Origin of the sequence: Haloplanus litoreus (assembly GCF_045690335.1) — an archaeon.
In the GTDB taxonomy this organism is placed as follows: domain Archaea; phylum Halobacteriota; class Halobacteria; order Halobacteriales; family Haloferacaceae; genus Haloplanus; species Haloplanus litoreus.
Genome location: NZ_CP147874.1, coordinates 805,350 through 828,780 on the forward strand (window position 1 = coordinate 805,350; position 23,431 = coordinate 828,780).

Genomic DNA, 23,431 nt, shown 5'->3' on the forward strand with positions numbered 1-23,431 from the left:
TGCTAACTGATAACGCGGCCGGGTGACGACGGCTCACGGCCCGAATCCGGGCCGCCGTGGACGCTCCCCTCGCCGACCCCATCCGGCCCACACGTCGGGCGACCGTCTGCGGCGTCGGGATAGCCCCTCCCCCCGCCGCCGTCTCGTCCGCAACTGCAACAACACTAATACGACCCCGTCAGCAACGACGGCGTGTGATGCGGGGACACACGAGGCGGACGTTTCTCCGACTCTGCGGCGCTGGCGCAACAGCGACGGTTCTCGGGGCAACGGGGGCCACTCGGGCGGCGGCGGCCGACAACGAGGACTCGATCGTCGAACAGGCACGGTACGTCTCCAAGTACGCCGTCGAAGGCGCGTGGGCGTTCGAGGAGTTGACACCGCTGTTCGACCCACCCAGCGACGAGGATCTGGAGCAGTACTTCCGGGACAGCTACATGCCGTCGGTCGCGGACCTCCTGCCGACCCTCGTCGGTGACGCCGTCGACCTGGCGCAGACGCTACAGTGGTACGAGGAGGTCGGCGCCGGGAGCGGCTTCTATGCTGTCTCCGAAGCCGGGTGGAGTGGCCCGGAGACGAACACGTTCACGGGGGGACAGGGTGAGGCACTGAGCGAGGCCAGGGGAGAACTCCGGACGATCGCCGATCGGTTCGCGACCGTCGACGAACGGGCCCAGGCGTGCATCTCCGACCCGTCGACGTCGAACGTCGAACGGTTGGTGGACGCGATGGGGACGCTAACCGACGAACTCGATCACCCCACGTGGGTGGAGCGGTGGTCGAACGTCGACACCGGTGAGTACGGTGGCTTGCACCCGACGGCTCCGCAGGCCGCCACACGCCTGCAAGACAACGCGCAAGTGGTTCTGGACGTCGCGTCGAATTTCGCCGACCTGGTCGACGACCAGCGAGAGGCGCTTCGAACCGAGGCGTACCAGCCGTTCCCGTCGGCCATCGTCACGTTCGAGGGGGCGGTTGGGGACATTCGAGCCGAGGTTCCGGGCTTCGTCTTCGACCGGTTCGCGGGCGACAGCTACCACATTCGAACGGAGAACGAGGACGGCGAATCCCTCTCAGTGCGGTGGCTGGAGACGGACGCCACGGGCGCCGTCGCGAGCTACGAACTCGGCGAGCAGGACTCGGCGGACGCCGACGTCGTCCTGACGGAAACGACGCTGACCGACATCGTCGACGCCAAGGATTCGATGGCCGCCGCCGTGGAGAAATACCAGTCCGGCGACGTGGAGGTAAGCGGGAACGGCCTCCTCAACGGCATCGAGTACAGCCGGTACTTCGGCACGCTGATCGACTGGATCGCCGACGTCCTCTGATCCGCGCGGCGGCCCGCGCCCGCCCGACGTCCGTCCGGTTGACGTCGCCGATCCGTCGGGCATCCCCGCGTCGAACCGCCGTCCGGTTTTCACAGGACAGCGGTGCCGACTGCCCAAATAGCCAAATACGCTGGGCACATCGGATGCGTATGATACGGACTACCGGCCGCGTCGTCCTCGCCGCTCTCGTTACGCTCGCTCTGGTCGCCGGTGCGACGCCCGCAACCGCCCAGTCGAGCGAGCAACCGGCGTGGGCGGACGATCTCTTCGCCGACCTGCAGGATATGCAGCCCCGGTTCAACGCCAACATCACCGAGGCCGAGATGAACTTCGCCGAACGGCAGGTGTTCAACCAGCTCGCCGGCAACACGGTCAACGTCTACTTCGTGAACACGGACGTGGTCTTCTCCTTCCGGATGCGATCCGACGGGACCATCACCGACCTGCGCCAGTCCCGCCGTGACGACGCGGGCCTGAAGATGCAGATGACGCGGACCACCGCCGAGGAACTGGTCGCGCTCTCGGACCCCGTACCGCGGTTCGTCGACGCCGTCCGGAACGGGATGGTCGTCCAGCGAGACGGGGAGCGGACCGTCCGCGGCATCGTCGTCAACGGCGAGGACGGCAAACTGGTGAAACAGGCGACGTGGACGGTCATCAACACCGTCAAGGGTCTGTTGTAACGGCGCTTTCGACCGGCGGCCGATACGCGCACTCTCACGGGCCGCCGGCGTAGCCCGGCGAACGACAGTGACCCGACGGCGGTCGAGCGCCGGTTGCGCTGTGCCCCCGTCGCCGTTTCAGTAGCGATTTGTGCCCCGATGCCGTCGTGCGTACCCAATGAGCGTGCAAGCCGAGTTCGATCAGTGGGCCGCGGACGGGAAGGACAAGGGGATGGAGGACCGTCACTGGCACACGGCGAAGGAGGCACTGGCCCGGATGCCGGTCGAAGCCGGCGACACCGTTCTCGACCTCGGCACCGGGTCGGGCTACGCCCTCCGGGCGCTCCGCGAGACGCGGGATGCGGGTCAGTGTGTCGGCCTCGACGCCTCCGGGGCGATGGTCCGAAACGCGCGGGCGTACACCGACGATCCGATGATCGACTTCCTCGCCGGCGACTTCCAACATCTGCCCTTCCGGGCGGATTGCGTCGATCACGTGTGGTCGATGGAGGCGTTCTACTACGCGCGGGACCCCGAGATCGTCCTCCGGGAGATCCGTCGCGTCCTCCGCCCCGGCGGGACCTTCTTCTGTGCCGTGAACTTCTTCGAGGAGAGCGTCCACACCCACGAGTGGCAGGCGAACGTCGGCGTCGAGATGCAACTCTGGGACCGCCAACGGTACCGCGAGGCGTTCCGTGAGGCGGGCCTGCACGTGGCCGAACAGGCCACGATTCCCGACCGCGAAATCGAGATTCCGCCGGCCGAGGCGTTCCCGACCGACGACTGGAACGCCCGCGAGGAGATGGTCGACCGGTATCGGACCTGGGGGACGCTCCTGACCGTCGGCGTCGCGCCGTAGCGCCCCGTCGCTGCGTTCCCGACGGCCGACCCGCCCACGCCCTTTTGCCCGTGCCGCCCGAATCGACGATCCGTGTCCGTCCGATCACGGCTCACCCTCGCCCGGACCGTCGTCCGCGAGGTCCGCGCGCGGGACGCCACCCTTCTGGCCGCCAGCATCGCCTACTACGCCTTCGTCTCCCTCCTGCCGATCCTCGTTCTGACGGCCGTCGTCGCCACCGCCGTCGGCGGGGAATCGCTCCGAACGACCGTCCTCGCCCTCGCTGGGCAGTACCTCCTGCCCGTGGGACAGGGGCTGGTCGACGAGGCGCTGGCGAACACCACGGGCCGGGGCAGCGTGACGCTCGTCGGCTTCGCACTCTTGCTCTGGAGTTCGCTCAAACTGTTTCGTGGCATCGACACCGCCTTCGCCCGCATCTACGGCACCGCCCCCCGCGACTTCCTCGGGAGCGTCCGCGTCGGCGTGACGGTTCTCGTCGCCGTCGGCATCGGCTCGTTCGGCGGTGTCGCCCTCGTCGCCGTCGTCGCCTTCATCCGGACGCCCGTCGCCCTCGTCGCTCCGCTCCTCTTTTTCACCGTCCTCGCCGCCGCCCTCTTTCCGGTGTACTACCTGACACCCGCGGTCGACCTCTCCCCACGGGAGGCGCTTCCCGGCACCCTTCTCGGTGCCGCCGGGTGGACGTTCCTCGGGACGGCCTTCGCGCTCTACGCCGCTATCGCGACGACCAGCGGCCGGTTCGCGCTCTACGGCGCCCTCGGCGCGATCCTGTTGCTGGTCACGTGGTTCTACCTCGCGGGACTGGTCCTGCTCGTGGGGGCGACGCTCAACGCCGTCCGCGGGGGCCGATCCGTCGCGCCGGATCGGCAGGTACAACATCCGCCGGTCCGAGACCACGAGACGACGGCAATGACCGGAGACGACACGCGAGGCGACACGGAGCCCTCCCCGGCACCGGACATCGAGGACCTCGCCGACCGGGTGGACGAGGTTCGTGCCGATCTGGACGCCTTCGAGTCCGACGTGGAAGAGCGGACGGTCGACCGCCCCGAACTGGAAGCGGAACTGAAAACGTACGTTCGCCGCCGGATGCGCCGCGGGCACGCCCGTGGCTGGGGACCCTACCTCGTCCTCCTCTACGGAACGGTCATGACCCTCGGCGCCTTCTACCTGCTCTCCGACCTGATCGCCCTCGTCGCGATGGTCGTCATCTTCCTCTCGACGCTCGGGCTCTACGTCCTCTTCGTGCTTTTCGGCTTCGGGCTCTCGATGCTCGGCAAACCCGGGCAGGCCCTCGGCGCCCTCCGGCGCTTCCGGCGCTGATCCGCCGCCGAACGTGTCGCCCTCGCTCGGAAGAGTGGGACTATATGTCCCCCTCCCCACAGTCCCGACCATGTCGCTCGCCGATGTGTTCGTCGCCGACCGTAGCCTCGGTGAGGCGGCGTTCGTCGAGACGCTTCCGGAAGCCGTCGTCGCGGCGGCGGGTCTCGTTACTCGTCTCGGCGACCCGCTGACGCTCCTCGTCATCGTCGCCGCCGGCTACCTGCTGGCGAATCGCCTCGGCGTGGGCGTCCCCCGGATGGCGACGGCGCTCGCCCTCGCCATCGGCGCGTTCGCGCTGACGCTCGCGCTCAAACACGCCTTCTCGCTTCCCCGTCCGCCCGGCGCCGGCGTGGACGGCTACGGCTTCCCCAGCGGCCACGCCATCGGCGCCACCGTCGTCTACGGCGGTCTGCTCTCCGTGCTCCCGTCCGATCGGCGCTCGCCCGCCGCCGTCGCCGCCGCCGGAACGCTCGTCGTCCTCGTCGCCGCCTCCCGCGTCGTCATCGGCGTCCACTACCTCGTGGACGTGGCCGTCGGCGTCGCCGTCGGACTGGCCTACCTCGCCGCGGCGCTCCGGATCGGTCCCGGGCTGGTCCCCGACCGCGTGACCGTCGCCGACGCTCGCCGCGTCTTCGCCGTCGCCCTCGTCGCCGGCCTCGCGGGTGTCGCCGTCGCCGTCGTCAGGGACACCGTCGTCGCCGTCGCCGCCGCCGGCGGCGGACTGGTCGGGTGGCACCTCGCCGCCGACCGGATCGTCGCCGCACGCGGATCGCTCCGGGGACTCGCACTCTCGGTCCTGACTCTACTCGTGGTGGTCGTCAGTGTCGAGGCGGTCCTCGAGACGGGTCTCTCCCTGGCCGCCGCGGCCGTCCTGACGGTGTGCGTGGTCGCGTTGCTGGTCGGGACACCCGGGCTGGCGGACCGACTCGTCGAAAAAGAACTGGACGTGGGGCGTTAGTACTTCTCGAGGTAGCGGTCGAGTTCCCACTCGGAGACCTCGACGATGTACTCGCCGAACTCCTGGGTCTTGGCCTCGATGAACTTCTCGGTGACGTGCTCGCCGAGCGCGCTCTTGATGGTCTCGTTGGCTTCGAGGGCGTCGACGGCCTCGCCGAGGTTCGACGGGAGCGTCGTGATGCCGTACTCCTCGCGCTTGGCCTCGTCGAACTCGTAGATGTTCTCGCGGACCGGATCGGGGCAGTCGAGGTCCTGCTCGATGCCGTCGAGACCGGCGTGGATCATGGCCGCGAAGGCGAGGTAGGGGTTACACGACGGGTCGGGCGACCGAAGCTCGATGCGCGAGGCGGCCGGGACGCGGGCGGCCGGTTTGCGGATGAGCGCGGAGCGGTTGCGGTCGGACCAGGCGACGTAGACCGGGGCCTCGTAGCCCGGCACCAGCCGCTTGTAGCTGTTGACGGTCGGGTCGGCGATGGCCGTGATCGCCGGGGCGTGTTCGAGGACGCCGGCGAGGTAGCTCTTGGCCGTGTCGCTCAGGTTGAACTCGTCGTCGTCGTCGTGGAACGCGTTCTCCCCGTCCTCGGTGAACAGCGACATGTGGGTGTGCATCCCCGAGCCGTTGATCCGGGCGATGGGCTTGGGCATGAACGTCGCGTGGAGGTCGTGTTCGGCCGCGATGGCGCGAACGACCGCACGGAAGGTGGCCACGTTGTCGGCCGTCGACAGCGCGTCGTCGTAGGTGAAGTTGATCTCGTGTTGCCCCTGGGCGACCTCGTGGTGGGAGGCCTCGATGTCGAAGCCCATGCTCTCCAGGCCGTAGATGATGTCACGGCGCACGTCCTGTGCGAGGTCCTTGGGCGCGAGGTCGAAGTAGCCGCCGGCGTCGTTCGTCTTCGTCGTCGCGCGGCCCTCCTCGTCCTCCTCGAACAGGAAGAACTCCGGTTCGGGGGCCATGTTGACGCTGTAACCCATCTCCTCGGCGCGTTCGATGGCGCTTTTGAGGACGCCACGCGGGTCGCCCGAGAACGGCTCGCCGGTCGAGGTGTCGACGACGTCACAGATGAGACGAGCGGCCGCGCCGCCGGTGGAATCGCCGTTTCGCCACGGGAGCACGGCGAACGTCGACGGATCGGGGTCGAGCCGCATGTCGGACTCCTGAATGCGGACGAACCCGTCGATGGAGGATCCGTCGAAGTAGATTCCCTCGGTGAAAGCCTTCTCCGCCTGGCTCGCCGGTACCGAGACGTTCTTCACCGTGCCGAGAATGTCGGTGAACTGAAGACGCAGGAAGTCGACGTTCTTCTCGTCTATCTCGTCGATGACGTCCTGTTCTTCGGCCGTCAAGCCGCCGTCAGTCGCCGCAGTTTCGTCCGTCATGTTCTGGACAAGGTAACTCTATACTCCTAGTATTAAGCCCTTTTTGTTGTCTGCAATTTCCTCACTCGCTCTGCCGGAATTGGATATTCGTAAACTTCTATACCCCCCGTACCGTGAATAACTGATATGACGTACGAAAATCTCGACGCCAAGCTCATCAATGCACTTCTGGGCGACGGTCGCGCCAGCCTTCGGAGTCTCGCCGAGGAACTCGACGTCTCGGTCACTACCGTCTCGAACCACCTCCGTGATCTGGAGGACGAGGGCGTCATCGAGGGGTACACGCCGCGCGTGAACTACGACGCACTCGGCTACGACGTGACGGCCGTCCTCCAGTTGAAGGTAGAGGGGAGCGCCCTGCCCGGCATCACCGACAGCCTGCGCGACCAGAAACAGATGGTCAGCGTCTACGAGGTCACCGGCGACTACGACGTCATCGCTATCGGCAAGTTCGAGGACACCGACGGCATGAACGAGCAGATCAAGACCCTGCTGACCGACGCCGACATCCGCGAATCCAACACCAGCGTCGTCCTGAATGCCGTCGTCGAGAACAAGCAGTTCGATCTCGACGTCGACGAGGAGTAAGCGCGTTCGACGCGTCGTCGGCGCGCCGAGCACCTACCGCCGCGTGCCGTGTGGCGTCCCGTGAAGCTGTGCTTCCCGGACGACCGCCACTCGCCAGCGAAGCAGCCCGACACAGCCCAGTCCGACCGTGAGCGCGCCGGCGACGACGTAGAAGGCGAGTTCGTACCCGCCGGTCAGTTCGACGATCCGGGCCACCAGCGTCGGCCCGGCGATGCCGGCCATCGACCACGCGGTCAGCGTGTAACCGTGGATCGCTCCGAGTTCCTGCGTGCCGAACAGGTCGGCGAGATACGCCGGCAGACAGGCGAACCCGCCGCCGTAACAGGTGATGATCAAGAACATCGCCCCCGCGAACAGGGGGACGGTCGTGAGTCGGGGCAGCGCGAGGAAGGCGCCGATCTGTACGACGAAGAACACGCCGTAGGTGGTCGTCCGTCCCAGGTAATCCGAGAGGCTCGACCAGACGATTCGGCCGGCGCCGTTGAAGACACCGATCAACCCGACGACGGTCGCGGCGACGGCGGCGCTCGCGCCCGTAATCGCCTGCGTCATGTTCGACGCGACGGACAGGAGCATGATCCCGGCGGAGATGTTGATGAAGACGATCAGCCAGACCAGATAGAACTGTGGCGTCCGAAGCGCCTCGCGCGCCGTGCGCTGTTCGAGATCCGACGCGACGATCACGCCGTGGCTATCCGTCTCCACGACGTCGTCGGGATCGATCCCCTCGGGTACCCACCCCTCGGGGGGCTTTTCGAGGTAGGTAGCGCCGGCCACCATCGCGACGAAGTAGCCCGTCCCGAGGACGTAGAGCGTCGTCGGGATGCTCGTCGTCACGATCAGCCAGTTCGCGACCGGTCCCGTCACCAGTGCCCCGGCGCCGAACCCCATCACGGCCAGTCCGGTCGCCAACCCTCGCCGGTCGGGGAACCACTTCACGAGCGTCGAGATGGGGCTGATGTACCCGAGTCCGAGTCCGACCCCGGCGACGAGGCCGTAGGTCAGGACGAAGCCCACGTGGCTCCCGTACTCGACGGCGACGCCGGCGAGGACCGTCCCGCTGGCGAACGTGACGGCCGCGGCCGTCCCCGAGACGCGCGGCCCGTATCGCTCCACGTACCGACCGAGCAGCGCCGTCGACATCCCGAGGGTGAAGATGGCGACGGTGAACCCGAGGGTCACGTCGGCGATGCTCCACCCCTGTGTCTCCTGTAAGGGCCGCTGATACACGCTGTAGGCGTACACCGATCCGATGGACAGGTGGATCAACATCGCCGACGCCGCGATGAGCCACCGATTTTTCGCCGTCGCTGGCGTGGACATATCCCCCACGACGCCGGGTACCGAGAAAAAAGTGTACTACGCCTGACAGCGCTCGGACGCCCCTCCAGCGCCACCACCGGCCTTCTCTCGAACGGAGTGTGCGTAAAAAAGCTGGAGCAAAAACCGCTACTCGAAACCCTCCTCGAACACGAACGTCCCGTTGCGCTGGACGACTTCGCCGTCGACTTCGATCACCGAGTCCTCGGACATGTCGACGATCATATCGACGTGTTCGGCGCTCTCGTTGCGCTCGTTCTCCTCGCCGACGGTGTCCGCGTAGGCGTTGCCCACCGCCATGTGGACGGTGTCGCCCATCTTCTCGTCGAACAGCATGTTGTACGTGAACTGGTCGATGGAGCGGTTCATTCCGATGCCGAGTTCGCCGAGGTAGCGTGCGCCCTCGTCGGTGTCCAGAATCCCGGTCAGCACCTCCTCGTTGCGGTCGGCGCTGTGTCCGACGACGCGGCCGTTCTCGAACCGGAGGCGCGCGTCCTCGATTTCCTTGCCCTTGCGGTACAGCGGCATGTCGAAGTGGACGTCGCCCTCGACGGACTCCGCGACCGGTGCGGTGAACACCTCGCCGCCGGGCAGGTTGTGCTCGCCGTAGTCGTTCAGGGTGGGATTGCCCGCTACCGACATGGTGACGTCCGTCTCGTCACCGCTTTTGATCCGTACCTCGTCGGCGCCGTCGAGGATGTCGACCATCCGGGCCTGGTGTTCGCGCTGTTCGTCCCAGTCGAGCGTGACGGCGTCCCAGACGAAGTTCTCGTAAGCCTCGCTACTCATCCCAGCCAGTTGCGCGTGGCCCGCGGAGGGGAACTGCGTGAGACACCAGCGCGTCCCCAGCCGTTCGTCGAGGACGGGCCGCATCGCGCGGCGGTAGGCGGCGTTGGTCTCGGGAGTCACGTCGCTCTGTTCGGAGACGTTCGGCCCGCCGCGGGCGATGATGGCGGCGTCCGTCTCCTCGTAGAGCGCGAGCTGGTGGGCCGGCGTCTCGAAGTCCCCGTCGTCGCTCGCGCGGAGGTACGCCCGACTCGCCCGCTCGGAGTTGTTCAGGTAGATGGGGTTGGCCCCCCGGTCGCCGAGCGCTTCGTGGAGGGCGACAGCGAGGTCCTCGGCCACCGCCGGCATACTGACGACCACGTCGTCGCCCGACTCGATCCGGGTCGAGTGGTCCACGATGATCTCTGCGTGCGTGCGAATGCGCGGGTCCATGTCACAGGGGTTCCGCCGCGGGCGGCAAAGCCTTTCGGAGTCCGGAGGACGGATCTATGTGCCGTGCTACCAACCGCCAATCAGTCGTCGATCCCGACGACCGGTCTCACGTGGAGACCGACACCGAAGAGGCCGTACAGCACACCGAGGAGAGTCCGGACCGAGACGGGGCGGGCGTTCCCGGTGGAGAACCACGACGTGATCGCCGGGTTCCCCTGAGCAACGCACTTTTTTGCCGTCGCCGCCCCGACTCCGGGCATGATCGATCTGCGCTCCGATACGGTGACGACGCCCTCCGCCGCGATGCGCGAGGCCGCCCGCGACGCCGACGTCGGCGACGACGTCTACCGCGACGACCCGACGGTGAACGAACTCGAACGTCGGGCGGCCGACGTCGTCGGCTGTGAGGCCGCGCTGTTCGTCCCTACCGGCACGATGGGGAATCAGGTCGCCGCGGCCGTCCACGCCGACCCCGGACACGAGGTACTCGTCGACAGCGAGGCCCACGTCGTCCGGTGGGAGCTCGGCGGGCTCGCGCAGGGATCCGGTCTCCAGACCCGCACCGTCGACGCCGGCGACCGAGCCGTCCCCTCTCCCGAACGGATCCACGACAGCTGTCACGACCGCGATCTGCACCGTCCCGGAACCGGCCTGCTGTGGCTGGAGAACACGCACAACGCCCGCGGCGGTGTGGCCGTCCCGGTCGATCGAATTCGGGCGGCCGCGGCCGCGGCGCACGAACGTGACGTCCCCGTTCACCTCGACGGCGCCCGTCTGTTCAACGCCTGCGTCGCCCGCGGAGTCGACCCCGTCGAGATGGTCGCCCCCGTCGACTCCGTCCTGTTCTGTCTCTCGAAGGGACTCGGCGCGCCCGTCGGGTCGATGCTCGCCGGGAGCGAGGCGTTCGTCGAGGCGGCCCGCCGGATTCGGAAGCGCTACGGCGGCGGGATGCGGCAGGCCGGCCTGATCGCCGCTCCGGGTCTCCACGCTCTGGAGAACCGCGACCGCCTCGCGACCGACCACGAGCACGCCACCCGACTTGCGTCGGGACTGGACACCCTCGACGGCGTGTCGGCACGGGACCCGGAGACGAACATCGTCCTCGTCGACGTGGCGGGAACCGGTTTCGACGCCGAATCGTTCGTCGACGCCTGCGCCGCCCGCGACGTGGGCTGTGTTCCGTTCGGCGGAACGACCGTCCGATTCTGCACCCACCTCGACGTGGACGGCGAGGACGTGGACCGGGCGCTCGACCGGATCGGCGACGTCGTCTCGGCGGCGTGAGTTACCGTTACAGTTCGGGTTCGACGTAGACGAACCGCACTCGGTCGTCGCGAGCGCGGAGTTTCTCCTCGATTCGTCCGATGTCGGCGTCGATGTCGTCGGTTACGAGGTCGGGGTCGAAGCTCACGTCGGCGGTGACGAGGATGCCGCTCGGACCGACGAACATCGTCCGGAAGCGGTCGACGTGGGTCACGCCCGGATGCTCGCGGATGATCGACTGGAAGTCGGATTCCAGCCCCTTCGGCGCGCTCTCGCCGAGCAGGAGGCGCTTGTTCTCCCACGCGAGCGCGAGGGCGAAGCCCATGAGGAGGACACCGATGATCGCGGCGGAGACGGCGTCGTAGATGTGATTCCCGGTTACGCGGGAGAGTACGATTCCCACGAGCGCGATCACGGCGCCACCGAGGGCGATGGCGTCCTCGGTGAACGCGGTGAGCGTCGTTACGTCGCTCGTCGATCTGAACGCCTCGACCAGCCCCGTCCAGCCGTACTCGTCCATCTGCCGCCGGAGTTCGGCGTAGGCTTTCATGAACGCGTAGCTCTCGAAGGCGATGGCACCCAGCAGGACGACGACGCTCACGTAGACGGTGTCGACGGTGACGCTGGCGAACGTCACCGTCCCCGGGGCGACCTGGTGGCCGTGCAGGATGGCGTCGTAGCCGTGTTTCAGGCTCTCCCACCCCGCGATGCCGAACAGCAGGACGGCCACGAGGAAGCTGTAGAAGAACTGTGCCTTGCCGTAGCCGAAGGGGTGGCCGCGGCTCGGCGCCTTCTTGCTGTAGCGAATTCCGACGAGGAGGAACACCTGATTGCCCGTATCGGAGATGGAGTGGTACGTCTCCGAGAGCATCGACGGACTCCCGGTGAGGAGGAAGGCGCCGAACTTCAGCACCGCGATGGCGCCGTTCGCGACGAGTGCGGCGAGGACGACCGACTTGCTGCCAGCCATGTGCGCCCCGTCGGCCGCTCCCCGATTCAACCTTCCGACCGCAACCGTGTTGACGGCACGGTCCCTCCCTCCCGCATGCTCGTCGTCTGCTCCGATACGCACGGTACCGACGACCCTCGTCTGCGCGGCCGAACGCGCGAGGCCGTCACCGCCGCCGACTTGGTGATCCACGCCGGCGACTTCACGACGCCGGCGGTCCTCGACGCCGTCCGCGAGGCGACGACCCGACTGGTCGCCGTCCACGGCAACGCGGACAACGGGGCCGTCCGGGCACGACTGCCGGACGCCACCACGACGACCTACGCCGGAATTCGGATCGCGGTCACCCACACCGAACGCGGCGGTGCCACCGCGCTCTCGCTGTTCGGTCGGGAACGCGGCGCCGGCCTCGTGGTCTCCGGCCACACCCACCGGCCGACGGTCGTCGACGCCGATGGCGGGCCGACGTTGCTCAACCCGGGGAGCCACGCCGACCCCCGCGGAAACCGCCCCGGCCACGCCGAACTGTGGGCGGCGGGTGACGAGGACGTGCCCGCCACCGCCCCGGTCGCGGAGACGGGGCTCGTCGGCGTGATCCGAACACCCGATGGCGACGTGCTCGAGCGGGTTCACGTCCCGACACCGGACTGAGTCCGTGCCGGGCGCGTGCCCGAACGGGGGCGGAGGTGGAGGGCCGAAGCGTCCGCAATGGAGGGCCGATGCGAGGTCGGGGGACCACGCAACCTGTGGTACGCCCGACGATATCATATAAACACCGTAGGCTCAAACGGCCATTTGAGTTTGTGCGGTCGGCGGCGAAACGGCTTTGTGCGCCCCGGGTCACCCTCGGACCATGCTGGCTCCCTCCGTTGCACTCCAGTTCTCCGGGCTTCTCGAGGATCCCGTCTTCCTCGCGCTGGTGGGACTGATGCTGTTACTGGTCTTTTTCGGCTATCTGCTGGTCCGCCGGACGCTCCTCTCGCTTCGCGAAGGGTACGACGAGGGCTACCGGTAGTCGGGGCCGGTCGAGTCACGCGGACAGCCCGGTACCGCTTAGTACCCCCCTCCCCCAGAAGGGCACGAACCGATGGTCGCCACTGGAACGCTGTTGACGTTCGTGGTCGCCGCGCTCGCGAGTCTCTTCATGGCGTGGGCAATCGGCGCCGGATCCTCGGGATCCACCCCCTTCGCCCCCGCCGTCGGTGCGAACGCCATCTCCGTGATGCGTGCCGGCTTCGTCGTCGGGCTTCTGGGGTTCGCCGGCGCCGTCCTCCAGGGAGCGAACGTCACCGAGGCGGTCGGTACACAGTTGATCGGCGGCGTCTCCCTCACCGCTACCGCCGCCATCGTCGGCTTGCTCACCGCCGCCATCCTCGTCGCCATCGGCGTCTTCACCGGCTACCCCATCGCCACCGCCTTCACCGTCACGGGCGCCGTCGTCGGCGTCGGTCTCGCCCTCGGTGGCGACCCCGCGTGGGCGAAGTACCGACAGATCGCGACGCTGTGGATACTGACGCCCTTCGTCGGCGGGGGCGCCGCCTACGCCACTGCCCGGATCCTCCGGTCGCCGTCGGTCCCCGAGCGCTACGCCGTCTCCGCCCTCGGCGGCCTCGTCGGAGCGCTCGTCGCCACCGTCGACTTCGCACTGCTCGGTCCCTCCGGCGGGGCTGGCTCCATCGCCAGTTCCCTCGGCACGGCCGTTCCCGGCGGGACGCCCACTGCCACCCTCGCCTGTGCGCTCGTGGTGACCGCAGTCCTCTACCGTGGACTGGTGACCGATCCCGAGACGACACAGCGCCGATTCCTGCTCTCACTCGGCGGGCTAGTTGCCTTCTCCGCCGGCGGGAGCCAAGTGGGCCTGGCCATCGGTCCGCTGGTGCCCCTACTGGGTACGATGTCGGTCCCGCTGCCCGCGGTGCTCGCCGGCGGCGGATTCGGGCTCTTGCTCGGCTCGTGGACCGGCGCCCCGCGCATGATCAAGGCGCTCGCACAGGACTACTCCTCGCTCGGTCCTCGGCGATCCATCGCGGCGCTCATCCCCTCCTTCGCCATCGCTCAGGCCGCCGTCGCCTTCGGTATCCCCGTCTCGTTCAACGAAATCGTCGTCTCGGCGATCATCGGTTCCGGCTACGCCGCCGGCGGCAGCGGCGTCAGTCGCCGCAAAATGGTCTACACCGTCCTCGCGTGGATCGGGTCGCTCCTCCTCGCGTTCACCGTCGGCTTCGGGACGTTCACGGTTATCGACTCGCTTCTGGTGTAGCCCTCACCCCTCGACTTCGGCCTCGTCGACCGGTTCCTCGGTGTCCGCGTCGTCGTGGATGGTGATCCGGGCCTTCATGATCCGGGTGTTGTCGACCTGTTCGATCCGGATCGTGATGCTGTCGTAGTCGATTTCCTCCCCCTCCTCGACGAGGCGGCCGGCGCGGTTGAAGATGAACCCGGCGAGCGTCTCGAACTCCTCGCCCTCCGGCAGGTTGAGGTCGAGCACCTCGTTCACCTCGTCGATGTTGACCTCGCCCCGGACGATCACCACGTCCTCCTCGACGAACTCGAACGGTTCCTCCTCGTCGCCTTCGAGGATGTCGCCGACGATTTCCTCGACCATGTCCTCCAGCGTGATCAGTCCCTCCGTCGTCCCGAACTCGTCGATGACGATCACCATCCGCATCCGATTCTCCTGGATCTCCTCCAGGAGTTCGTCGACGTTCTTCGACTCGGGGACGTGGAGTGTCGGCTGGACGACGTCGGTCAGGTCCACGTTCCCCTCGCCGTAGTGTTGCTGGCGGACGAGATCACGCAGGGTGACGATTCCGATGATGTTGTCGAGGTTGCCCTCGTAGACCGGGATGCGCTCGTGATCGCTCTGGACGCAGGTTTCGATGGCTTCGTCGATAGCCGCGTCCTTCGGAACGGCGGTCATGTCGAGACGAGGCGTCATCACCTCCTTGGCGATGGTGCGATTGAACCGGAAGATGCGCTGGAGCATCTCGCGTTCCTCCTCCTCGATTACGCCCTCGCGCTCCCCGGTCTGGATCATGTTCTGGATCTCGTCCCGGGTGACGTAGGTCGTCTCGATGGCCGACCGCCCGCCGGTCACCTGGTTGATGATCCGCGTCAGGTGGTCGAAGACGATCACCAGCGGCATGAGCACGAGCTCGGAGTACTGGAGCGGCCGGGCGATCCGAAGCGCCCACGACTCCGTGTTCTCGACCGCGTAGGACTTCGGCGCGCTCTCGCCGAACAGGAGGACGAGCGTCGTGATGCCGAACGTCGCCGCGAGCACCGCCTGCCCCTGCGAGAGGTAGATGGCGAAGAGACCGGTGGCGATGGAGGACATGGCGATGTTGACGATGTTGTTCCCGACGAGGATCGTGATCAGGAGTCGGTGCGGGTCCGATTTCAGTTCCCGCACCGCTTCCGCTCCCCGGAGGCCGTCCTCGACGAGGGCGTCGACGCGATGACGGGCCAGCGAGAACATTGCGATCTCCGAGGAGGAGAAAAACGCTGACAGCGCGATCAACACGAGGATCGCGACCGACCCGCCGATAGTGACGGTCGTATCGGTCAGCGGCACGATATCGGCGATTTGTGCCGGATAGGCGGCTCCGGCGGCGCTCGCTGTCGGCGACAAACCCATGGAACACCGGATCTAATCACGGCCCTGAATTAAGCGTTGCCCTCACACGACCCGTAGTTCCTCCGAACGAAGAGCTTAGGCCGGCGCCTGCCGTACGTCGTGTTATGTCCGACGGTGACCCAGCGATCACCCTGTATCGGCTGCAGGCGTGTCCGTACTGCGAACGTGTCGTCCGCACGCTGCAAGACCTCGGTCTCGACTACACCTCGCGGTTCGTCGAGCCGATGCACTCCGAGCGCGACGTCGTCAAGCGGGTCGCCGGATCGCGCCCCGTCCCGGCCATCGTCGACGACCGCACCGGCGTGACGATGTCCGAATCGGCTAACGTCGTCGAGTATCTCGAATCGACGTACGGAGACGGCCTCGTCGACGGAGGGGTCGCCTGATGGTCGACTTCGACGTCGTTCCCCTCCCCGAGACCGACCACGTCACCGCGGGTGACCGGGCGCCCGACTTCACCCGCCCCCTCGTCAACGACGAGTTCTGGGCGGACGCCTCCCTCGACGAGTTGGTCGACGACGGCCCCGTCTGTCTCGTCTTCTACCCGATGGACGGCTCCTTCCCCGCGACGTATATCTGGAACGAGCTCCGGGACCGTGACCTCGACGCCCTCCTCACCGTCGTCGGCGTCTCCATCTCGACGCCCTACGCCCACAAGCGATTGCTCGAGGAGCGCGACATGGACTTCGACCTCTTTTCCGATCCCGACAACGGTGTCGCGGAGACCTACGGCGTCGCCCACGATCTCGACGGGATGGCCGGCGTCTCCGAGGCGCGCCCCGCCACGTTCTTGGTCGACGAGGACCGGATCGTGCAGTACGCCTGGGTCGCCGAGGAGTGGCCGGACTTTCCGCCCTACGACGACCTCGAACACGAGATCCGTACACTCGTCGACTGACCCATGGATCTCGACGCCGCCGTCGCCGCCGTCCGCGAGGGGCGGGCCGTCGTCTACCCCACCGAGACGGTGTACGGTCTCGGCGCCGACGCCACCGATACCGCCGCCGTCGAAGGTGTCTTCGACCTCAAGGACCGGCCGCGAGAGAAGCCACTCTCCCTCGCAGTCCCCGACGTCGACGCGGCCCTCGAACACACTCGGCCGACCGACCGCGCGGAACGGTTCATGCGTCGCTTTCTCCCCGGTCCCGTCACGGTCGTCGTCGAACGTCGACCGACGCTCCCCGCGGCTCTCACCGCCGGCCGCGACCGGGTCGGCGTGCGGGTTCCCGACCACGACGTTGCGCTCTCGCTCCTCGACCGGACGCCGCCCCTGACTGCCACCAGTGCCAACCGCTCCGGGTCGCCGAGCGTCACCCGCGTCGCCGAACTCGACGGCCGGGTTCGGGAGGGCGCCGCCGTCGTCCTCGACGGGGGCGAGACGCCCGGAACCGAGAGCACCGTCGTCGACCCCGACCGCGGCGTCGTCCACCGACGCGGCGCCATGGCCGACGAAATCGACGCCTGGTTACAGGCCGAGCAGTGACTTGAGCGACCGCGTGCGGACGCCACACCGCTCACGATAGTCACAGGCGTCACACTTCGCCTCGTCGTCGATTCGGGGTGGCGGCCCGTCCACCGCCCGCACCGTCCGGACCGTCCGTCGATACGCCGCCTTGTTCCGCGTCGTCAGTTCGACCCGGCGGACGATGCCGTGGGCGGGGTACTCCACCAGCGCCGCCGGGATCTCACGCTCGCGCTCCCACGCCAGCGCCTTCGCCGCCGCCACCGCACGCACCCGCTGTGGCCGCCACACGCCCCGTTCCGGCGGACGCCCCGGCGAGACGAACGTCGGCGTCGGCGGCTCACCGCTCACGACCTTGTGGGCGACCCCTCGGCACTCCCGGCCCGAGAGCACTACTTCCCGCTCCGCGGGGTCGACCAGTCCCTCCCAGTCAGTGCGTGTCGCGAGTCGGTCGAGCGCCGCGCGGTACGCCGACGGCGACGGCCCGATCGGTTCGGCGGCCAGTTCGGCGTCGCTCGCCGTCCGGAGGTCCGGATATCGGAAGGCCAGCTCGCGCCGGGTTTCGACCTCCGGCGGCGGCCCGCTCTCCTCGCCTCTGGCGTAGTAGTACTGGCGCGGACAGTACGCTGCCCGAGCGAGTGCACCGAAGGTGATCACGGAACGTTTGGCCCCGGACCCGTACTTGAACCTTCGCGCCCGCCACGTCCACGTTCTTTGTGGCTCCGCGCCCTGTACCCTCCCATGTTCCGTCGTCTCCGCGAAACCGGCCCGGGGCTCCTCGTTCCCCTCGCCTGGACCGTCGTCGCCGGCGCCCACCTCGGCGCCGTCTCCACGCACGCGCTGTTCGTCGCACACGTCGTGATGTGCGTCCTGCTCGCCGTCTTCGCCGTCACCGGGTGGGTGGAGATGGCCGAGGGCGTCCTCCGGACGTGGCGGTCCGTCGTTGCCGTCGGCTTCGTCGCCACGGCGCTCGGCGTCGCCGGCTTCCTGATCGACGCCGATCCGCTGCTCGCCGTCGCGCTCTACGTCTGGATGGCGATGCCCGCGGGCGGCTTGCTCCTGACCGGGCGCGACGTTGACGGTCCCGCCCTCCCCTACCTCGGCGGCGGCGCAGTCTGCGCCCTGGGGGTGGCCATCTACGCCGCCGCTCCCGGCTCGTCGCTCCTCGGCCTCGCCCTCGTCGGCGTCGGTCAGACCGCCGGGATTCTGGACGCAGTCGTTCGGTACTGACTCACACTCGATCGGTTCCGCTCGCTTCGCTCGCCCTCTGGGCTCGAATCCTGTCTGCTGTCTTTTTCCCCACGTTTTTGCGAGGGAGCGGAGCGACCGAGGAAAAAGTGGGATGGGCCCTGCCGGATTCGAACCTCCGGAAGACTCGCTTCGCTCGTCTTCCGTGGCTCGAACCGGCAGAACGGACGATTTCCTGCTCACTGACGTTCGCAGGAAATCGATGGGCCCTGCCGGATTCGAACCAGCGATCACCCGGTGTCCCATGACGGCGACGCCGTGTCGCCCGCCAGTATGAGCCGGGGGCTTTAACCGGACTAAGCTAAGGGCCCGTGTCACGCGAATCGACGCTCCGGCGTCTTGAACGTGCCGGAGCGATGTCGACGTTCCCGGTTCGCGTCGGCGACGCCTCGGGGTGTCGTCCCGGGCGACCGGTGCCGAGGGGAGCAGCGAGGCGACGCGCACGCGCCGACGCTCGGATCGGACGAAACACGCTCTCGGAGGGAAGACGTCGCCAGTCCTGACGACGGCCGCCGATCAAAAGCTTGAGTACGCTCGTCTTCCTTGTATCGAGCAACCGCGGTCGTCGACAGCGTCGGGGTCGTCCCCGCCGGCGGCCACTATCGGCGCCGAAACCTGCCCATGACAGATACGCCCGTCTCGAACGTCCTTCTCGTCACCGTCGACTCCCTGCGTGCCGACGCCATCGAACCGTACGGCGGTGAGTACGACACGCCGACTCTCGCCGCCCTCGCTGAGCGCGGCACGGTCTTCGAGAACGCCTTCGCTCACGGTAACTGGACGCCGATGTCCTTCCCGTCGATTCTCGCTTCTCGCCCCGTCTTCGCGGACACCGGCCGCATCGGTGTCGACGGCGACGACGTGACCACCCTCGCCGAACAGGTACGGGAAGCGGGCGTCGCCACCGGCGGCTTCAACGCCGCCAACGGCTTCCTCACCGAACACTGGGGGTACGACGACGGCTTCGACGTCTTCGACGCGTTCGTCGGCGGTGGCTCGGACGGTCGGGCCGGCGAGTTCGTCGCCGCCCACCCGACGTGGGGGGCGTGGCTCCAACTTCTCACCTCCCCGTTTCGCCGCGCGGGAAGCGTTCTCCGCGGCGGGGACGACGAACGCCCCTTCACCGACGCCTCGCGGATGCTCGACGTGGAGCGGGGGGCAACCTCGTTCGTCGCGGACACCGACGAGCCGTTCTTCCTGTGGGTCCACTACATGGACGCCCACACGCCGTACGTCCCCGCGCCGCGGTATCTCCGTGACCTCACGGACCGCCGCGTCGGCAAGGGACGAATGCTGATCGCCCACGTGCGGACGGGCCTCGGGTGGTCGGTCGGTGACCGGACGCTCGACGACCTGCGCACGCTGTATCAGGGTGCAGTCCGGCAGGTCGACGCCAGCTTGGAGCGCCTGCTGGCGTCGCTCGACTCGGCGGGCGTCACGGACGACACTGCCGTCGTCGTCGCCGGCGACCACGGCGAGGAGTTCATGGACCACGGTCACCTGGCACACTACCCGAAACTCTACGACGAACTCGTTCAGGTCCCCCTACTGGTCGACGTGCCTGGCCTGCCGGCCCGCCGGGTGGCCGACCACGTCGGCCTCGACGCCATCGCGCCGACGGTCTGTGACCTCCTCGGCGTGGAGCCGGCTCCGACGTGGACCGGCGAGAGCCTCCTGCCGACGATCAGGGACGGCGTCGCCCCGCCCGACGATCCCGTAGTCACCGTCACCGTCCGCGGCGACGACGTGACCCAGCAGCCCATCCCCCGGTCGCTCGACGAGGGGGACCTGTTGGTGAGCGCCCGCGACACCCGCTGGGTGTACATTCGAAACACGGAGACTGGCGAGGAGGAACTGTACGACCGGCGCGCCGATCCGGGTCTGCAGGACGACCGGTCGGCCGACGACGACACGGCGGCCACGGCCGCCCGCGACCGGCTTCGCGTGGTCGCCCTCGACCACGCGGCGACGCTGGATGCGGTCGACCACGACGGCTCGGCGGAGGGCGTCGACGAGGACATCGAGACGCGACTGGAAGCACTGGGTTATCGGTGACGCTCTCGATGCTCAGGCGCTTTCTGCGGGCGGTACTGGTCGGTCCCGAGGCGCCGCAGATCCGTCGCTTTTTCGCCGTCGGCGCAGTCGCGGCCGGCTTCCAGACGGCGTTGCTCGGGACGCTCGTCGAGTGGGGGAACGTCCAGTATCTGGTGGCGGCCATCCTCTCCATCGAGACGACGATCATCCTCCAGTACGGCGTGAACAACCGCTGGACGTTCTACGACTCCCGTCACGACAGTTGGCGCGAGTACGGCCGCGGCCTCCTGCGGACGAACATCGTCCGCGGTTCGGCCATCCCGATCCAGGTCGGCGTGCTGTACGCCCTCGTCTCGGCCGCGGCCATCCCCTATCTCGTCGCCAACGGCGTCGGCATCGTCGTCAGCGGGGTCTACCGCTACGTGCTCGACTCGCGGTGGACGTGGCAGGGCTAGAACTGGAGGCGTCGCTGCAGGAGCGTCGTCCCGCCGAACAGGACGATTCCGAGCGTGAACAGGCAGACGACGGCCGCGTAGGTGAGTGTCGGCTGGAGGTTCCGCATCCCCTGGTTGACGAGGACGCCGAGGCCGCCGTTGGCGACGAACCACTCGGCGATGACGACGCCCGAGAGCCCGCTGATCAAGGAGAGTTTCACGCCGGCGACGACGGTCGGCAGCCCGTACCGGAGGCGGACGAACAGCCGCGACCGCCGGGGTGCGTCCACCGAATCGAGCAGTGACCGGTGAGTGTCGGGCAGCGTCGTGAGCCCGTTCGTCGTCGCGATGGCGACGGGGAAGAAGGTCGCGAGTGCGACGAGGGCGGTGCCGGCGCTGAAGGAGATGCCGAGCCACACCAACAGCAGGGGTGCGGCGACGATGCTCGGCGTCACGCGCGCGCCGACGAGGAACGGGCCGACGACGGGCCGACTCCGGGGCGCGACGGCGAGGACGACGCCGAGGGCGCCGCCCACGCCCGCCCCGACGCCCCAGCCGACCACGAGTTTCCAGAGTGACTCGACCGACGCCCGGAGGAACAGGGCGGGCGTCTCCAGCAGCGACGCCGCGACGGCCGTCGGCGGCGGCAGGAACACGCGGGCGTTCGGAATCACGACGGTCCCCACCACCCAGACTCCCGCGACGGCGGCCAGCGCGACCCCGCCGAAGACGAGTCGCTCCCCAGTCGGCGCCGACACGCCGTCGCCGGTGCCGAACCCACCGACGTCGGTCCCGTCGTCGGTCCAGCGGAGCGCTCGCTCGGCGAGGACGACCAGGCCGAACAGCGTGAGACCGACGCCGACGATCAGCGCCACCTCGCCGAACAGCAGCGGTGTGTCGAGCGCGGCGGCCGCCTGCAACACGGCGTGGCCGAGCCCCCGCGACGAGGCGAGGAACTCGGCGATCAACACTCCTTCGACGGCGAGCGGGGTCGCGATTTTCACACCGGCGAAGACGCTCGGGAGGGCGTTCGGCAGGCGGACGTATCGGATCCGCTTCCAGGTCGACGCCTCGACGGATCGGAGGAGGTCGAGTTGACTGTGCGGCACCGAGAGCAACCCCTCCAGGGTCGCCACGGTGACGGGGAAGAAGGTGAGGATGGCCGCCAGCAGGACGCGCGTGCGGAGCGTCGCCCCGAAGACGACGATCAGGAGCGGGGCGACGGCGACGAGCGGGACGATCCGGACGGACAGCAAGAGCGGATAGATCGCGAGACGGAGGCGTCTGGACGCCGCCATCGCGCCCGCGACGGCCATCCCGATCCCGACACCAGCCACCCAGCCGAGACCGATCTCGAACCCGGTATAGAGGACGTCCCCGGCCACTTCTGCCGGGTGGCTACGAAGCGCCGAGAGCACCTCTACCGGCGAGGGAAGCAGGATCGAGGGGATTCCCCAGACGACCGTCGCGGCCTGCCAGAGACCGACCGCGAGGGCGAGCGAGCACGCGGCGACGGCCGGTTGCGCGAACCCGTCGACTGCACGTCGAACCCGAACCGCCCGCATTCAGACGGGGAGGTCGTAGTCCGTGGAGACCTGTGACGCGTAGTCGCCGACGTACTCGGCCTCCGTATCCAGATAGTCGTTGGACCAGGCGTCCCGGGCGGACACGTCCCCGTCGATCACGTCGCCGTCGGCGAGTCGCGTGACGACCGTCTCCCAGGCGTCAGCGCCCTGGTAGCCCCAGCCGTGTTCCCGGACTGCCTCGCTCAACACCAGGTTCTTCGCCGTGTACTTCAGCTTGAGCAGGCCGACGTCCCGCGACTTCGACAGGCTCGCGCGCGCTTCGACCATCTGATCCATCGCACCCTCGGGGTCGTTCGACGCCCAGACCCACCCGCGGGCGGTCCCACGCAGGAACCCCCGAATCACGTCCGGGTTCTCCGAGGCGTAGCCGGGACGCGTGAACACCGTTCGGCCGATGGACGGGGTGTAGTCCGCGAGCCAGAGCATCGACGCGTCGTACCCCTCGGCGTCGAGGCCCAGTGCGTCGGAGAAGATGCCGACCGCGGCGTCGACGTTGCCCGAGAGGAGGTTGGACGTCTGCTGTTCGACCCCTACGCTGACGAGTTCCACCTCGTCGCCGATGCCCTCCTCGGCGAGCAGCATCTCCAGGTAGGTGCGCGTCTTGGCGGACTCGGCGACGACGGCCACGCGCTTGCCCGCCAGTTGCGACGGCTCGGTGAGCTGCCCGCCGAACTGCTCCGAGACGGTGTAGATGACGGCGTTCGAGTCCTGTGCCGCCGCGAACGAGCGGATGTCGAGGTCACGGTTCCGCGCCTGCAACAGCGCAACGCCCGTCCCCAGCCCGAGGTCCTGGTTGCCGAGGCCGACCTGCTTGGCGGCGAAACTCCCACCCTGCCCCGAGACCAGGTCGACCGAGAGGCCCTCCTCCTCGTAGAAGCCCTTCCGATCGGCGACGAAGTATCCTGCCTGCGTCGCGTTGGGTTTCCAGTTCAGGATGACCGAGACGTCCGTCGGCTCGGCGGGCGTATCGGTCGCCGTCGACCCGCCCGAACCGTCCGTTCCTCCGACACAGCCTGCGAGTCCGACGCCGAGCGCTGCCCCTGCGGTGCGCAACGCGCCGCGCCGTGTGGTAGTATACCGAGGCATTCCCTTGCGTGGCGATAGGATGCATCCCACTTAAACATTTCATCGTTATCCTTATTATATGCGCGAAGGTGGTCCGTGCAGTCGTGCACACGGGCCGACG

25 protein-coding genes and 1 tRNA gene are annotated in these 23,431 nt (G+C 68.1%); 16 read left to right on the forward strand and 10 right to left on the reverse strand.

From position 1 onward, the window contains the following. Nucleotides 1-197: 197 nt before the first annotated feature. The 5 genes from V8686_RS04390 (at nt 198) to V8686_RS04410 (ending at nt 5,130) form a co-directional block, all read left to right on the forward strand. Nucleotides 198-1,331 (forward strand): hypothetical protein, encoded by a 1,134-nt coding sequence (locus V8686_RS04390; RefSeq protein WP_379702751.1) that lies wholly within the window; start codon nt 198-200, stop codon nt 1,329-1,331. A 149-nt stretch (nt 1,332-1,480) separates the two neighbouring features. Next, nucleotides 1,481-2,014 (forward strand): hypothetical protein, encoded by a 534-nt coding sequence (locus V8686_RS04395; RefSeq protein WP_379702752.1) that lies wholly within the window; start codon nt 1,481-1,483, stop codon nt 2,012-2,014. A 157-nt stretch (nt 2,015-2,171) separates the two neighbouring features. Further along, entirely contained in the window at nt 2,172-2,852 is a 681-nt protein-coding gene (locus V8686_RS04400) for a class I SAM-dependent methyltransferase (RefSeq protein WP_379702753.1), read from the forward strand. Nucleotides 2,853-2,924: 72 nt separating this feature from the next. Further along, on the forward strand, nt 2,925-4,172 hold the full coding sequence (locus tag V8686_RS04405; protein ID WP_379702754.1) for a YihY/virulence factor BrkB family protein: 1,248 nt from the start codon (nt 2,925-2,927) through the stop codon (nt 4,170-4,172). A 70-nt stretch (nt 4,173-4,242) separates the two neighbouring features. Beyond that, a complete protein-coding gene (locus V8686_RS04410; protein ID WP_379702755.1) occupies nt 4,243-5,130 on the forward strand; it encodes a phosphatase PAP2 family protein in 888 nt (295 codons plus the stop codon). On the opposite strand, the gene glnA is transcribed toward V8686_RS04410, so the two are convergent. Beyond that, nucleotides 5,127-6,506: a type I glutamate--ammonia ligase gene (gene glnA / locus V8686_RS04415; RefSeq protein WP_379702756.1), complete on the reverse strand. Its 1,380-nt coding sequence runs from the start codon at nt 6,504-6,506 to the stop codon at nt 5,127-5,129. The two genes, V8686_RS04410 and glnA, sit on opposite strands and share 4 nt — an antisense overlap. Before the next feature lie 126 nt (nt 6,507-6,632). Between glnA and lrp the strand changes: the two genes are divergently transcribed. Then, nucleotides 6,633-7,094: an HTH-type transcriptional regulator Lrp gene (gene lrp, locus V8686_RS04420; RefSeq protein WP_379702757.1), complete on the forward strand. Its 462-nt coding sequence runs from the start codon at nt 6,633-6,635 to the stop codon at nt 7,092-7,094. 33 nt (nt 7,095-7,127) lie between these two features. On the opposite strand, the gene V8686_RS04425 is transcribed toward lrp, so the two are convergent. From V8686_RS04425 to V8686_RS04435, 3 genes are all read right to left on the reverse strand, one after another. Next, nucleotides 7,128-8,417, reverse strand: coding sequence for an L-lactate MFS transporter (locus V8686_RS04425; RefSeq protein WP_379702758.1), 1,290 nt, complete (start codon nt 8,415-8,417; stop codon nt 7,128-7,130). A 126-nt stretch (nt 8,418-8,543) separates the two neighbouring features. After that, nucleotides 8,544-9,632 (reverse strand): aminopeptidase, encoded by a 1,089-nt coding sequence (locus tag V8686_RS04430; RefSeq protein ID WP_379702759.1) that lies wholly within the window; start codon nt 9,630-9,632, stop codon nt 8,544-8,546. Between the two features lie 80 nt (nt 9,633-9,712). Next, nucleotides 9,713-9,892, reverse strand: a complete 180-nt coding sequence (locus V8686_RS04435) for a hypothetical protein (protein ID WP_379702760.1) — start codon at nt 9,890-9,892, stop codon at nt 9,713-9,715. Here V8686_RS04435 and V8686_RS04440 point away from each other — a divergent pair. Continuing rightward, the gene (locus tag V8686_RS04440; RefSeq protein WP_379702761.1) at nt 9,891-10,916 is read left to right on the forward strand and encodes a threonine aldolase family protein; all 1,026 of its coding nucleotides are present in this window, start codon (nt 9,891-9,893) and stop codon (nt 10,914-10,916) included. The two genes, V8686_RS04435 and V8686_RS04440, sit on opposite strands and share 2 nt — an antisense overlap. A 7-nt stretch (nt 10,917-10,923) precedes the next feature. On the opposite strand, the gene V8686_RS04445 is transcribed toward V8686_RS04440, so the two are convergent. Further along, entirely contained in the window at nt 10,924-11,865 is a 942-nt protein-coding gene (locus V8686_RS04445; RefSeq protein ID WP_379702762.1) for a cation diffusion facilitator family transporter, read from the reverse strand. A gap of 75 nt (nt 11,866-11,940) precedes the next feature. Between V8686_RS04445 and V8686_RS04450 the strand changes: the two genes are divergently transcribed. The 3 genes from V8686_RS04450 (at nt 11,941) to V8686_RS04460 (ending at nt 14,104) form a co-directional block, all read left to right on the forward strand. Beyond that, complete coding sequence (locus V8686_RS04450) at nt 11,941-12,495, forward strand: metallophosphoesterase (protein ID WP_379702763.1); 555 nt, start codon at nt 11,941-11,943, stop codon at nt 12,493-12,495. 202 nt (nt 12,496-12,697) lie between these two features. Continuing rightward, nucleotides 12,698-12,859 carry a DUF7859 family protein gene (locus V8686_RS04455; RefSeq protein ID WP_379702764.1) on the forward strand — a complete coding sequence of 54 codons (162 nt, stop codon included), beginning with the start codon at nt 12,698-12,700 and terminating at the stop codon, nt 12,857-12,859. Between the two features lie 72 nt (nt 12,860-12,931). Next, nucleotides 12,932-14,104: an inorganic phosphate transporter gene (locus tag V8686_RS04460; protein ID WP_379702765.1), complete on the forward strand. Its 1,173-nt coding sequence runs from the start codon at nt 12,932-12,934 to the stop codon at nt 14,102-14,104. A gap of 3 nt (nt 14,105-14,107) precedes the next feature. Here the strand turns inward: V8686_RS04460 and V8686_RS04465 are convergent, their stop codons facing one another. Next, entirely contained in the window at nt 14,108-15,481 is a 1,374-nt protein-coding gene (locus V8686_RS04465) for a hemolysin family protein (RefSeq protein WP_379702766.1), read from the reverse strand. A gap of 104 nt (nt 15,482-15,585) precedes the next feature. Here V8686_RS04465 and V8686_RS04470 point away from each other — a divergent pair, with 104 nt between their 5' ends. Genes V8686_RS04470 through V8686_RS04480 form a run of 3 tightly spaced genes read left to right on the forward strand, consistent with a single transcriptional unit; the run spans nt 15,586 to nt 16,964 of the window. Beyond that, complete coding sequence (locus V8686_RS04470; RefSeq protein WP_379702767.1) at nt 15,586-15,867, forward strand: glutaredoxin family protein; 282 nt, start codon at nt 15,586-15,588, stop codon at nt 15,865-15,867. Continuing rightward, the gene (locus V8686_RS04475) at nt 15,867-16,379 is read left to right on the forward strand and encodes a redoxin domain-containing protein (protein ID WP_379702768.1); all 513 of its coding nucleotides are present in this window, start codon (nt 15,867-15,869) and stop codon (nt 16,377-16,379) included. The genes V8686_RS04470 and V8686_RS04475 overlap by 1 nt, the downstream gene beginning before the upstream one ends. Nucleotides 16,380-16,382: 3 nt before the next feature. Then, nucleotides 16,383-16,964 carry an L-threonylcarbamoyladenylate synthase gene (locus V8686_RS04480; protein ID WP_379702769.1) on the forward strand — a complete coding sequence of 194 codons (582 nt, stop codon included), beginning with the start codon at nt 16,383-16,385 and terminating at the stop codon, nt 16,962-16,964. Here the strand turns inward: V8686_RS04480 and V8686_RS04485 are convergent. Continuing rightward, nucleotides 16,947-17,600, reverse strand: a complete 654-nt coding sequence (locus V8686_RS04485; protein ID WP_379702770.1) for a CRISPR-associated protein Cas4 — start codon at nt 17,598-17,600, stop codon at nt 16,947-16,949. The two genes, V8686_RS04480 and V8686_RS04485, sit on opposite strands and share 18 nt — an antisense overlap. Before the next feature lie 84 nt (nt 17,601-17,684). Between V8686_RS04485 and V8686_RS04490 the strand changes: the two genes are divergently transcribed. Further along, nucleotides 17,685-18,173: a hypothetical protein gene (locus V8686_RS04490; protein ID WP_379702771.1), complete on the forward strand. Its 489-nt coding sequence runs from the start codon at nt 17,685-17,687 to the stop codon at nt 18,171-18,173. 221 nt (nt 18,174-18,394) lie between these two features. Here the strand turns inward: V8686_RS04490 and V8686_RS04495 are convergent. Further along, nucleotides 18,395-18,502 (reverse strand) — tRNA-Ile (locus tag V8686_RS04495). A 310-nt stretch (nt 18,503-18,812) separates the two neighbouring features. Here V8686_RS04495 and V8686_RS04500 point away from each other — a divergent pair. Together V8686_RS04500 and V8686_RS04505 are read left to right on the forward strand one after the other, a co-directional pair. Further along, on the forward strand, nt 18,813-20,246 hold the full coding sequence (locus V8686_RS04500; RefSeq protein ID WP_379702772.1) for a sulfatase: 1,434 nt from the start codon (nt 18,813-18,815) through the stop codon (nt 20,244-20,246). 8 nt (nt 20,247-20,254) lie between these two features. Continuing rightward, nucleotides 20,255-20,680, forward strand: coding sequence for a GtrA family protein (locus V8686_RS04505; protein WP_379702773.1), 426 nt, complete (start codon nt 20,255-20,257; stop codon nt 20,678-20,680). On the opposite strand, the gene V8686_RS04510 is transcribed toward V8686_RS04505, so the two are convergent. Then, on the reverse strand, nt 20,677-22,224 hold the full coding sequence (locus V8686_RS04510) for an ABC transporter permease (protein WP_379702774.1): 1,548 nt from the start codon (nt 22,222-22,224) through the stop codon (nt 20,677-20,679). The genes V8686_RS04505 and V8686_RS04510 overlap by 4 nt on opposite strands. Further along, nucleotides 22,225-23,331, reverse strand: coding sequence for an ABC transporter substrate-binding protein (locus V8686_RS04515; protein ID WP_379702775.1), 1,107 nt, complete (start codon nt 23,329-23,331; stop codon nt 22,225-22,227). It lies immediately after the preceding gene. Between the last annotated feature and the right edge of the window lie 100 nt (nt 23,332-23,431).